This is a genomic window from Paraburkholderia kirstenboschensis, assembly GCF_904848585.1.
Lineage (GTDB): Bacteria > Pseudomonadota > Gammaproteobacteria > Burkholderiales > Burkholderiaceae > Paraburkholderia > Paraburkholderia kirstenboschensis.
In genome coordinates this window covers 1-10,790 of the sequence record NZ_CAJHCR010000045.1, presented here as the reverse complement: position 1 = coordinate 10,790, position 10,790 = coordinate 1, and the positions used below count along the sequence as shown (strand labels likewise).

Genomic DNA, 10,790 nt, shown 5'->3' with positions numbered 1-10,790 from the left:
TCAGCGCTTTCTGCGTCTCACTGTAATAAATCCGGCGTCTCTGCTTCATGTGCAACACTCCTGCTGCTTGCGCAGTCTTCAGTGTGTTGCATCGACCGGTTGAATCCGCCGTCGCATGCCGCCAATCGTCGTCAGGCGGTGACCGGCCAGCTCCGGCTGTTTCAGCGGGTCTGAATGCGGCCACTCGAACAGCCGGTTTAGTTACCAGCCACCCTTTTTCCAAGGAACGGATCTTTCACGAAGCTACCGAGGCCCGCTCGAAACGATGTATTTCAATGTAGTCATACATCGAATGCGGAGCTACGCGAGAGCCTTGTCGTGCAACGCGTTCATGCTCGCACGCCACAAACTATGCATCGTTAGGGTATAGGTCAAGCGATCCCGCCGGGGTCGCTCCGCATTCACTTGTGGAGTTTTCATGGTTGATGCAGCAACACCGGGCGAGGCTGCTGCAGTGCCTGGCTGGCTGGCGCCGTATGCGTGTGGCGAGAAACAGGGGTGGGCGCAAGCCGTAATGGCCTACGCCGACTACTACTGCGTCGATGGCAGTGCCGACGATGATCCTGCTGTTGAGGAGCGTCTGACGATGCACCGCCCGCCGATGGTGGGCTATGCGAGCCGGACGGGCACAAGGCGCAATCTCGATGCGCTTGCGCGTGCCGACTGGCGTCTTCTCGTGTCGGCGAAAGGCGAGCACCGTACCGAAGGGATGCGTTACGCGATCGACAACGGCGCGTGGACCGCATACCAACGCGGGGAACCGTTTGACGAATCCGCGTTTCTCGCGGTTGTCGACAAGCTGGGTGAGCGCGCCGACTGGATCGTCCTTCCCGACATCGTTCAGGGTGGTCTTGCGTCACTCGACTTCTCGCTGGGCTGGATGGAGCGTCTGCGAGGCATGCCCGCACAACTGCTCATCGCGGTGCAGAACGGCATGCAACTCGACGATGTCGCGCCCTACCTCTCGCCCGTCGTTGGGATTTTCATCGGCGGATCAACGGAATGGAAGGAATCGACAGCCGAAGCGTGGGGGCTACTCGCGCGTCGACGTAACTGCCATCTGCATGTCGGTCGCGTCAACTCGGCGCGTCGCATTCACATCTGTGCGGCCGCCGGCGCTGACAGTTTCGACGGCAGCGGGCCGAGCCGTTTCTCCAATGCCTTGCCGCGCCTCGATCGGGCAACGCGGCAGCCGGATCTTTTCGCCGCGGCCGACCAGTCGCTCGAAGAGGCTCAAGCCGCAAGTTTCGGCATGACCTTGTAGTGAACTCATGACTTCTTAACCCTTTCGGGAGCCGATCCCGAAAGGGACGCTCCCATTCCTGTACGGAGCGAACAGATGGACCGTGGTATTCATACCCTGATGGAAAACGCCATTGCGTCGATGCAGTCTTATATCGAGCAGGGCCACGTGCTGGCCGCAGGCGTAAGCGGCGGCAAGGACAGCACGTGTGCGATGGTGCTGATGCTTGAGGCAGTCAGGCGCGCAAAGCAGGTAGCGCCCGACGTCAGGCACTACATAACGTCGTCGGATACGACGATCGAGAACCCGAGCACCGCGAACTTCCTGCATGCGATGCTTGACGAGGTCGCGATGTTTGTGGAGGACAGTGGACTGCCGGTCGAGATCCACGTCACACAGCCTTCACTCGCCTCTCAGTTCGTTGTCTCAACCATCGGGCGAGGTACGCTGGTCCGAACGCCAGAAAATGGTGTGCGGGACGGCAAACGGATGCGTGCATGCGCAGATTCCTGGAAGTTGCAGCCACAAGGCAGGCTTCGGGCGCGTCTTGAAAAGGAGGCGTCGTCGGCCCGCGTGAAGGAAATCATCAGCGTCGTGGGAACGAGGCTCGATGAGTCTGCGGTGCGTCGCGTAGCTATGACCGAGCGCAATGAACAGGCGGATGTGGCGACACGGCAGGCGTCTGGATCGCTGTCACTGTCTCCGCTGAAAGACTGGACGTCTGACGATGTCTGGACGATGCTGGGATGCATGGCGGATTCTTCGCTTGGCTTTAGCAACCCGCTGGAGCCTGCAACCATCGCAAGACTCTCGGATATCTACCGCGCAGGTAATGGCGGCGTCTGCGGTGTCGTGGCAGGCGAGAGCGGCGCGCGGGCTGCCTGTGGGTCGCGGTTCGGATGCGCTTTCTGCGGCGTGACTGGCGCTCGCGACAAGTCGATGGAGTTCATGGTTCAGGAGCCGGAACACGCGCACCTGAAGCCGTTGAACGAGTTCCGCAACTATCTTCTGGCGATCCAGTGGGATCTGTCTCGGCGTGAGCTCGTTGGACGCACGATCAGTGATGCGGGGTACACGCGAATCCAGGCGGATACATACGGCTTCTGGGAGCGCATGCGGATGCTGCGTATGCTGCTTTCGATCGACGCAGACGAACGCGACCGCGCAGAACGGCATTCGGGCGAGTTGGCGTCGGGCCGCATAGCCGATACCGAACACAACCGCGTGTTGTGCGATCCCCAGTTCGAATTCGTCACGCCACAGCAGCTTGTGGCCGTCGATTTCTTTCTGTCGATGCACCACTACGCGCCGCATGCGTTCCCCGCGCTCACTGCGTGGCATGACGTCAACGTGCTTGGCCGCAGATATGCGGTTCCGCACGTCGAGCCGAAGCCGAAGGCAGAGATTGTTCTGCATGGCTGGTACCCGGTGGATCGGTATGACCGTGAGGCACCGACGGTCGGCCTCCGCGACTTTGATGCGGAACAGTGGAATCGCTATCGGCATCCGGAGCGTGCAGGGCGGTACGCGCGTACGTCGGCCGGCGAGCAAACGGTGTATTTTGAGGAGGCCTCGCAGTTTGAGGTCGATGCGGAGCCAGCATGCGAGTTCGTGACCCGCACGTACGACACCGCGTACATGTTGAGGACGCAGCACCATGATGCGATGGAGTCAGCGCGTTTCTGGCTGAACGAAGGCATTGTGAAGCTGCCGGTCGGCATGGCGCAGCGATATCAGGAGATGGCAAAGCGAGGGCAGTACTTCGGCAGGCTCGCCCAGCGTTTAAATCTGACGCCCGACGAGCTGGACATGCACCTGATTGCGAATAGCGTGAGTGACGCGCAGCACACGGCGATGCTAAAGCCGGCGGCGCCGCAGTTTGAGCTTTTCGCCGCCGCAGCCTGATTGGCGTGCGGCAGTTTCTTTCGACATCCCCGGGGCTTACACCCTGGGGATTTTTTTTTGGTTGAGCGGGCGTTTGGGGAAGGGCTCTGGTCGACCCGACCCAGCCGGTCGATTAAGAGTCGCCTCGACGGCAGCTTTCAGAGTACAAGAGACAATAAGCCGCTTACACTTGGACGGCGGGCACTCAGCCTATAAAGGCGTCCCGGGGGATTCAGATCGAGTCCCGGATGCCGTTATTCATTTATCGTTCGTCTTTTAAGGCGGCGCATACCGATGTGTAGAGAGATCAGCTACTGCATCGCGTGCAAGAAGACCTCGGGAGGGCTTGTGGGACCCATCGTTGCCGGCCGCACTTGAGCAAACGCGGGAGCTAGCGCGCGCCTGCCCGCTGGCGGACCTCGATGCGCAGTTCCAGGCGCGCCGCCCGCGCGCGGAGGCCTGAGCCATGGCGAAACCCTACGTCTACGTGCTGGTGCGCGAAGATCTCGCGCCCGAGCAGCAGCTCGTGCAGGCATCGCACGCCGCGCTTGAGGCAGGATTTCGCTTCGAGCCGCCCGGGGAAACCGCGAGTCTCATCGCGCTGTCGGTCCCGGACCTAGCGGCGCTTACCGCGGCCGCGCAGCGCCTGGAGCGCCATGGGATCGAGCACCACCTTTCTTCGAGCCGGACTTCGACATGGGACACTCGGCGCTCGCGACGCGCCCGGTGCACCTGTCGAAGGAGCGCCACCTGATGCGGGCGTATCCGCTCTTTGTGGGCCGGGAGCGCCGCGATGCTGCATGACGAGGTCGGGGAGGGCTGAGAAAGGTGACCGCTCACGGGTGCCTGCTAATGCGCCGCGCACCCGTGAGCGTCAATCAGGTGTTGCAACCGACGCACTGTCTCCATATCCGGTGACGAGTTCGTCGTAAGAGGGTAGCTCAGGGTCCTCCGCGCAGGCTTCCTTGTACAGATCCTTGAGCTCTGCGGCCAGGTGCACGAAATCCATTAAACGCACATCGTCGCCGGCCACGGTTTGCTCATCGGGCAGCTCCCGCAGACGACAGATCTCTGCGTCCACCGCCTGGATAACGAGTGCCAATGACCGTCCACTAAGTGCTAGCATTGCGTATCCTTTTGAAAAGTCCAGTGGCCATTACTGGCTGCAATGGCTCGCAGCTGCCGTTATTCCTTCTTCTCTTCCTTCGCACCATTGCCCAGTTTTACCTGCCTGACGACGGCGGCGCGCGCAAGATTGTCCAACATTCCCTTGTACGAGGCGACAGTCAAGGGAATCTTGGGTTCGAACTGATAATGGCAACCGGCAACGCCACCTTGCCTGATCGCTTTCTTCGGTCCAGGCCCGTCGAGGAGAAGATTTTCGTCGTATTCCGTCCCCTCTGGCACCCAGAAGTATTTCCATCTTCCATAGCCGAGAACGCCTTCAGTGTCAAACATCGACACGCCACGACCCGTCTGGACCTTCCCGTCTTTGATCACCATGTCGGCCGGTCGCTCCTGCTTCTTCCCTTTGCCGTCGACGTAGTACGATTTCTGGAAGGTCGGGTACAGCAAGCCGTCTTTCGGTTCTTGTTCGCCCTCGGTAAAGAAGTCCGAATATTGGTCCTTCTGGATGCCCCGGAAGAGGTTTGTGCCGGTGGTGGGCATGGCGAAATTCCTCCAGATTCAGGACCACCGCGAAGGTGGACATATTTCGGGCGAATCGCACTGGCCGCTTCCTCAGGAGTTCGCGTCGAAACAACTCCTAGACGCAGCCACGTTCTCCAAGCACTCTATAAGATCGGAGCAGACATTCAAGCCGAAATTGCGGCTGCGGGGCCGTGGCCCCCAGTCTGGACAAAGAAAAAGGCCGGCGTTTGCCGGTGTAGCCGTAGGCACTCGGCGCTCGCCACGCGAGGCGTCGGCTGCGTCGGTAGGATTTATTCCATGGTCAGACATTGTGTACGCGAAGGTTGTCGTGCTGACTTTCCGCCGCTCACGGCAAAAGTATCTCGGCGTCTCGCTCCGCAATCCGAACGACTATCTGGCAAAGTGCGGACCACTGGCACGCCGACTATTACTGGCAAATGCCGGCATGAGCGGTTACGTTGTAAACATCCCGCAAGCTGCTTTGTCTGCAGGACTTGAAGTCTCCTTGGCACATATGGAATTTTTTCTTCGGCAGCGCGGAGTTTGCGAAAACGAGTCCGATTCAATTACCGCCCGGAGCCCAGGTGCGGAACCGGTGGGCCGTCGCGAATCAACAGGGGCATTGCGGTGTACTGCCTCGGGGCTGCGAGACAACTGGATTTCCCTCGAGTCGACAATCGCAGTCACTAGCCTTGAAAGCAGACGCGCAAGACGATTTGCGTAGGCGGCAAGTCCAATTTCCACCACGGCCATCGACGCGCCGGATCGCATCGTCCAACGAAGGGCCGCTGTCAGCGGTTAAACCGACTTCCGAATGTCCGCGAAACGGCATGGACGAACGGCCGTGGTTGGCCGACTACTGCCTGTCGGCAAGTGGTCACCCCCGAAAATCCGCGAAGAACGCTCTTTTTTTGGGCGCGACGGTGCGAGAAATGCACGGATTGGAATGGCCCCTGCCAGCTAGATAAGGGACGGTTGATCGCCCTCCTCGGGGGCAGGCGCGGTCCGTACGCGTGGCGGAAGCGGGTATGGCTCCGCCTTCAAGGCATCGGCTGGCAGCAACCGCAGGAAAGATCTGGCTTCGTCAGTGTTTCGGCACGAAAGCCAGTCGACGTGCTCGGATTGCGGAAGGACGACGACGCCGCGCTTCTCGACGCCGGGCTTGTGAAATCGCTTCATCAACGGATGCTCGTCGGCATTGACAGTCAACATGGTCATGGACAAGCCCCGCGAGCCGTCCGGGTTGTCCCACGCGCGCCATAGGCCCGCTATGGCACATGCGCTGTCGTCAGCCAGCCCGATGCGCCAGCGTACAGCCTTCCCCGTCTCATACGATGGCTCATAGAACCTGTGACACGGGATAAGGGCGAGTTGCAGCCGGTTCCACGCTCCGCTGAAGCTGCGCTTCTGACCAACAGTCTCGGCGCGCGCGTTCATCGTGTCAAAGACCTTCACCCCGGGCGGAATCCGCTCCCGTGGGATCATTCCAAAGGTTGCAGCGTCGGTCGATAGCTGACCGTCGATGTGGCGGAAAATCGGGGCAGCGTAATCCTTGTAAGTCTCGCGGCGGTATTCAAAAGAGGGTTTGGGGGACAGGCTGAACGCTTCGAATTCCATCTGTCCGGGCGCTTCATAGCTGGTACACATGACCTTTTCCTCCGTCAGTCGATGGGAGCAGGAATGGGGGAGCGCTCGGGTCCTTGCAGGAAGGCGAGCAGGCGCCGCTGGGCACCCTCGTATTGATGCAGCGGGGCAGTGCGTAGCTGGGCGTCGTGGAGGGCGAGAAGCGCGGTGAACGTGGAAACGCAATCTTCGTCCAGTGACCAGCCGTCCTGCTTACCGCTCTCGTGCGCCTTCATCAACGTGATTTCTCCGATGCACTCAGCGGCCTTGAACAGTTCGACGGGTTCGCCGCCGTACCCGGCGCACTGAAGGAACCACGCCATGTACGTCACGCGGATGAGTTCGTTGACGACACGACCGTTGCCGTGGCCGCGACGCCAGCCGTCCAGCGCGACGTGATACGAGAGGGACCGGTTGCGCGCCAAGGCGGCGTTCATCGGCAACAACTCAGCTTTGGTCAGCGGCTTGCGCGCCATCTTTTTGTCGCTTGCGCGGTTCCGGCTTGACGTCATCTTTCTATAACTCGTTTAAATCACCAGCGTGGCGAACTGCGGAATCAACAAGGTGCGCAGGGGCCTTCTCGTACCCGGCCTCACAGGCCTGAGTCAACGCGGCGGCGACGAGCGCAGTTCGAATCACTTCAGTGTCACGCATCAACACGGCGGCTCCGAGCCGCACAGCGGCTGTCATTCGAATGATGATTGTAGCTTCATGTCGTCTTCGGTCATGTCGATCCGGTAGATCGGGAACCTACCCGGAACCATGACCGGCACAGAGGCCGTTATGCCACCTACCTTGGTGGTCAGAAGATGCTCACCAGGTGGCAGGTAAAGCGACAAGGCTTCGCTAGTGCGTATCGCTGCGGTGGGCTCGCCATCGACCAACACGTCCACCGACACCCCACCAGCAAAGAGCGCGCCGGCATTGCGGACGACAGTAACCCTTTGCCTACCGCTGGCTGGCGTCGTCACATCTTGAGCAAGGATGCGCTCTTTCGGTACAGGTGTCGTCTCGGACATCGGCACCAGGTGTGTCGCGCACCCACCGAGCGCTGCGGCACAGATGAGCGTTATCAGCATGCAGCGCATCACAACCCCCGTCGTGTAGTTGAAAGGCTGTAAGTATGCTGCATCCGCTCAGTTATCCCGGAAGGTGTTGCTTCTCTTGAGTAGAGTGTCTTTGACTGGCTGACTCAACCGCGAGCCGCAAGAGCGCGCTCGATTTTCTTATCAGTCTTGTACTGGCTCAAAGCATAAACCGACCATATCGCGGCCGGAATCCAGCCAATGATAGTAATTTGCAAGATCAGGCAGATGATTCCTGCAATGGGGCGGCCGATCGTGAAAAATTGAAGCCACGGAAAAACGAGAGCAAGCAACAGACGCATTTTGATCCTTGTGTGGTTAAGTAGAGAAAGCCGCTAGCAATCCGCTGGCGATTGAGGCGAACGCTCGCCGCAATTCGGTCATTGGAATCAGGGTGGTCAACTCAGCGCGCAATTGTTATCGCGCGCGCACCGGAAGTACTCCGGATCTTCTTTCTCAAGGCGTTCCAGCTTTCCGGTGGCAGCAAGCACGGCCTGCAAGGGCAACTGATGCATCATCCGGTCATACTCGTTGACGATCGTTGTCAGCCCGGCCACCAGCGAGGCTGGCACGGTCCAATCGCTTCGTTCGTTGCCGCGTTCGAGCAGATGAACAACGCTCCGGCCGGTCTCGCGGATCGTGTCCAGCGACAAAGTGCCTTGCCCTTCGGCCGTCAACATTTCGGTGAGCAGGATCACCGACTGCAGGTTAAGCAATGCAGTTTCGTCCCGGTGGCCCGAGCGGATCGCTTCAAGGCCAATGCGGATTTGCAGGACGATTTTATCTGCCTCGTCGTGTGCGAGAGGTGATTTTAGCAAGCGTTTCTTCGTGGCCTGTGCCGCGCTCGCGTTGGCCAGTTTCCTGCGTTTCTTCGATACGGGCATCGTGTTTCCAGACCTAAATGCTGTTCTCGCATGTGCCAGCCGCCGGCACCGGCGAAGCCAGCGTCGCGATTAGCGTATAGCCCGGATACTGTTTTCGCGCCGTGCCGGAAAACATCGCGATATCGGCGTTCTCATCGTCGGCAGTGACGATGGCGTGGATCGGCTTGATGACATCCTTGGCCCCGTCCTGCCGCAAGACGCCCGAGACGATGAACCGTGCGGGCTGCCGGACATGCCAGCCGATGCGCGCGCCGCGCTCTTTCGATGAGGCGGGTGCTGCGCCTTGCAGGCCGATGACAGCGATGAAAGAGCCAACGATCAGCCCTTTGATTGCCGTTGTTTTGAGATGCTTGCTCATGCTTCCAGATGCGATGCGGTCGTGTCGCGCCATAATTACCCCGATAGATGTCATTCCATCGTACTGGCGCGAACAGGTTGTCAAGCTCGCTCCCCGTTGGTACTGAGAAAAGCGGGGAGCGGATTGCGGCTCACTGGTTATGGGCGGGAATCGTCCGAAACTGAATGGCGACCTGGCGAAAAGCTCGCCGGTATGGAAAGTGCGTGCAAGGTCAGTGGCCGCACCTAAAACTTGCGTTCTCGCCCACGGCCCGGGCGAAGGGGGAGAATCTTATGACGCGTCAGGATTTCGTACGCCAGCTTGCAATGATGCTCCGGGATCTGCCAGTGGGCACCACTGCTGACCTGAATGACTGTATGGTCGCCTACTGGAACGGTTATTCTGTGGTCTTCGCCTTCCTGTGTGAGCGCGGCACAGGCGTCGTTGACGAAGAGTTTGACATTGACGATTACGTCTGGGATGACTGGCAACCGACGTTGGAAAACTGGGTGGCCCAACCTGTTTTCAGCAGCCGTCCCGAAATAAAGCTGTGGCTGATGGATGCGCCGCCGCACGAGGCTGGTGCGTGAAATGGGGCGCTGGAGCCGGGGCCGCGCAAAAGCGGTAGCCGTACCGCCGCAAGCAGAAGGCGGGACAGGCTTGCCCGCGCTCATCCAGCCGCAACTGGCGACACTGGTCGACCGGGCTCTGTCAGGTTAATGCGTCTGGGCTACCTGTGTGGCGTAAGAGTAGTTATCCTTATCAGATAACTTCCTTGATCGCGGAAGAAACAGTCCAATCGTGCCATTTAGCGAATCGTTCTTTGAGTATGGCGCGATGACGTGCCGCGTTCATCTGATGTCTGGGCAACGCGAAGTGCTGCCGGATCGGGCCGAAGCATGAGAGAAATGCCTGCGTGCGGCGCGCATCGCGAAAGCCGCACATCTGGCGCTCGCGCCTGCGGGTCGGCTGGTGGCTGTTCTCGGCGCGATTGTTCACGCGTGCAGCTGCTTTGACGAAGACATGCTTTACATAAGCGAGCTCGGGAATGTCAGCCTTTGCAGCGGGATAGCTGCGCAGTTGGTCGGTAACAATCTTGCGCGGCACCGGGTTTGAACGCAGCACGCGCCGGAAGAAGCGCTTTGCCGCGGCCTTATCGCGCCGCTTTTGCACCAGCACATCAAGTTCAGCACCGTGCTCGTCGACCGCTCGCCACAACAGATACGGCTCGCCGCGTAGCATCACGAACATCTCATCCATATGCCATATGCTGCCCGGCCTGGGCCGCGCCGCTTTGGCGCGCCGGGCAAATCCAGCGCCAAATTTGTCGCACCAGCAGCGGATCGTTTCGTACGTAACCACGACACCGCGCTCAAGCAACAACTCCTCCACGTCGCGCAGGCTCAGGCTAAACCGAAAATACCACCGAACCGCGCAGCTGATGACGACCGCGGGGAAACGGTGACCGTGATAAAGCGATTTCGTTTTCTTCATCACTTCATTTTACCGCCGCTGCCCCAGCAACCTGACAGTGCCAACCAGGCTTATGGCAACAACAATCTGCTGCAGCTGCTGGAATTGCAGCTCGAACTTGAACACATCGATCAGAGCGCGATCAACAATATCAGCGAAGACCGGCTGAAGCAATATAACGTGATCCTGAAGGAGCAACTCGGCGAACTGGATCAGGAAATCCTGCATGTCGAAGCGCGATTCAGGCACGCCTATGGAATTCCACCATTCATCGACATCTCGCCTGACACCGTCGTACGCAATCTCGCCAGTGACATCGCAGGAATTCAGCAAAGCGTACGCGACCTGAAACAAGACCTGCTGGTGTTCGAAGAGATCAGGACACTCAAGAGCTGGCTCAAGAGTGTCAAACATCAGAATGCAACGCTTCACTTCGGCGAAATGCCGTTCTGAGCGATTTCGAAGTTCGTGCCCCGAAAATCTCGAGTGTGCTGAAATTCGCGCTTAGTGCGGCTGCAAAGCCGATGAAAGATAGTTGATGAAAGTTCAATACGGAGAAGATGTGGCGAATCACTCTGGCCCCGAGTCATGCGGCGTGCATCGTGAGGTGC

General features: G+C 59.4%; 14 protein-coding genes. 5 read left to right on the top strand and 9 right to left on the bottom strand.

Annotated features, from left to right (window positions below; translation table 11 throughout):
• Positions 1–418 precede the first annotated feature (418 nt).
• The 3 genes from JMY24_RS37560 to JMY24_RS37550 all read left to right on the top strand — a co-directional run bounded on the left by JMY24_RS37560 (position 419) and on the right by JMY24_RS37550 (position 3,881).
• Complete coding sequence (locus JMY24_RS37560; protein ID WP_201704055.1) at positions 419–1,264, top strand: hypothetical protein; 846 nt, start codon at positions 419–421, stop codon at positions 1,262–1,264.
• Positions 1,265–1,339: 75 nt separating this feature from the next.
• Positions 1,340–3,148 carry a phosphoadenosine phosphosulfate reductase domain-containing protein gene (locus JMY24_RS37555; protein ID WP_201704053.1) on the top strand — a complete coding sequence of 603 codons (1,809 nt, stop codon included), beginning with the start codon at positions 1,340–1,342 and terminating at the stop codon, positions 3,146–3,148.
• A 445-nt stretch (positions 3,149–3,593) separates the two neighbouring features.
• Positions 3,594–3,881, top strand: coding sequence for an aminoacyl-tRNA hydrolase (locus JMY24_RS37550; RefSeq protein WP_128596121.1), 288 nt, complete (start codon positions 3,594–3,596; stop codon positions 3,879–3,881).
• 120 nt (positions 3,882–4,001) lie between these two features.
• Here the strand turns inward: JMY24_RS37550 and JMY24_RS37545 are convergent, their stop codons facing one another.
• The 8 genes from JMY24_RS37545 to JMY24_RS37510 all read right to left on the bottom strand — a co-directional run bounded on the left by JMY24_RS37545 (position 4,002) and on the right by JMY24_RS37510 (position 8,811).
• Positions 4,002–4,229, bottom strand: coding sequence for a hypothetical protein (locus tag JMY24_RS37545; protein WP_164853636.1), 228 nt, complete (start codon positions 4,227–4,229; stop codon positions 4,002–4,004).
• A gap of 83 nt (positions 4,230–4,312) precedes the next feature.
• Entirely contained in the window at positions 4,313–4,795 is a 483-nt protein-coding gene (locus JMY24_RS37540) for a Tse2 family ADP-ribosyltransferase toxin (RefSeq protein ID WP_128596123.1), read from the bottom strand.
• 942 nt (positions 4,796–5,737) lie between these two features.
• Positions 5,738–6,424 carry an SOS response-associated peptidase gene (locus JMY24_RS37535; protein ID WP_201704051.1) on the bottom strand — a complete coding sequence of 229 codons (687 nt, stop codon included), beginning with the start codon at positions 6,422–6,424 and terminating at the stop codon, positions 5,738–5,740.
• A 14-nt stretch (positions 6,425–6,438) separates the two neighbouring features.
• The gene (locus tag JMY24_RS37530; protein ID WP_236597772.1) at positions 6,439–6,876 is read right to left on the bottom strand and encodes a hypothetical protein; all 438 of its coding nucleotides are present in this window, start codon (positions 6,874–6,876) and stop codon (positions 6,439–6,441) included.
• Positions 6,877–7,086: 210 nt separating this feature from the next.
• The gene (locus JMY24_RS37525) at positions 7,087–7,419 is read right to left on the bottom strand and encodes a hypothetical protein (protein WP_164853637.1); all 333 of its coding nucleotides are present in this window, start codon (positions 7,417–7,419) and stop codon (positions 7,087–7,089) included.
• A 173-nt stretch (positions 7,420–7,592) separates the two neighbouring features.
• Entirely contained in the window at positions 7,593–7,787 is a 195-nt protein-coding gene (locus JMY24_RS37520; protein ID WP_128596125.1) for a YqaE/Pmp3 family membrane protein, read from the bottom strand.
• A gap of 96 nt (positions 7,788–7,883) precedes the next feature.
• Positions 7,884–8,369, bottom strand: a complete 486-nt coding sequence (locus JMY24_RS37515; protein ID WP_128596126.1) for a hypothetical protein — start codon at positions 8,367–8,369, stop codon at positions 7,884–7,886.
• Between the two features lie 13 nt (positions 8,370–8,382).
• Positions 8,383–8,811, bottom strand: a complete 429-nt coding sequence (locus tag JMY24_RS37510; RefSeq protein WP_236597771.1) for a hypothetical protein — start codon at positions 8,809–8,811, stop codon at positions 8,383–8,385.
• A 188-nt stretch (positions 8,812–8,999) separates the two neighbouring features.
• Between JMY24_RS37510 and JMY24_RS37505 the strand changes: the two genes are divergently transcribed.
• A complete protein-coding gene (locus tag JMY24_RS37505; protein ID WP_128596128.1) occupies positions 9,000–9,296 on the top strand; it encodes a hypothetical protein in 297 nt (98 codons plus the stop codon).
• A 172-nt stretch (positions 9,297–9,468) separates the two neighbouring features.
• Here the strand turns inward: JMY24_RS37505 and JMY24_RS37500 are convergent, their stop codons facing one another.
• A complete protein-coding gene (locus JMY24_RS37500; protein WP_201704057.1) occupies positions 9,469–10,200 on the bottom strand; it encodes an IS6 family transposase in 732 nt (243 codons plus the stop codon).
• On the opposite strand from JMY24_RS37500, the gene JMY24_RS37495 reads away from it, so the two are divergent.
• Positions 10,174–10,632: a hypothetical protein gene (locus tag JMY24_RS37495; protein WP_201704049.1), complete on the top strand. Its 459-nt coding sequence runs from the start codon at positions 10,174–10,176 to the stop codon at positions 10,630–10,632. The two genes, JMY24_RS37500 and JMY24_RS37495, sit on opposite strands and share 27 nt — an antisense overlap.
• Positions 10,633–10,790: the final 158 nt, after the last annotated feature.

Bases quoted from the DNA above. Each gene is read 5' to 3' on its own strand.
- JMY24_RS37560 (WP_201704055.1), top strand. From the start codon at position 419: ATGGTTGATGCAGCAACACCGGGCGAGGCTGCTGCAGTGCCTGGCTGG.
- JMY24_RS37555 (WP_201704053.1), top strand. From the start codon at position 1,340: ATGGACCGTGGTATTCATACCCTGATGGAAAACGCCATTGCGTCGATG.
- JMY24_RS37550 (WP_128596121.1), top strand. From the start codon at position 3,594: ATGGCGAAACCCTACGTCTACGTGCTGGTGCGCGAAGATCTCGCGCCC.
- JMY24_RS37540 (WP_128596123.1), bottom strand. From the start codon at position 4,795: ATGCCCACCACCGGCACAAACCTCTTCCGGGGCATCCAGAAGGACCAA.
- JMY24_RS37535 (WP_201704051.1), bottom strand. From the start codon at position 6,424: ATGTGTACCAGCTATGAAGCGCCCGGACAGATGGAATTCGAAGCGTTC.
- JMY24_RS37530 (WP_236597772.1), bottom strand. From the start codon at position 6,876: ATGGCGCGCAAGCCGCTGACCAAAGCTGAGTTGTTGCCGATGAACGCC.
- JMY24_RS37525 (WP_164853637.1), bottom strand. From the start codon at position 7,419: ATGTCCGAGACGACACCTGTACCGAAAGAGCGCATCCTTGCTCAAGAT.
- JMY24_RS37520 (WP_128596125.1), bottom strand. From the start codon at position 7,787: ATGCGTCTGTTGCTTGCTCTCGTTTTTCCGTGGCTTCAATTTTTCACG.
- JMY24_RS37515 (WP_128596126.1), bottom strand. From the start codon at position 8,369: ATGCCCGTATCGAAGAAACGCAGGAAACTGGCCAACGCGAGCGCGGCA.
- JMY24_RS37505 (WP_128596128.1), top strand. From the start codon at position 9,000: ATGACGCGTCAGGATTTCGTACGCCAGCTTGCAATGATGCTCCGGGAT.
- JMY24_RS37500 (WP_201704057.1), bottom strand. From the start codon at position 10,200: ATGAAGAAAACGAAATCGCTTTATCACGGTCACCGTTTCCCCGCGGTC.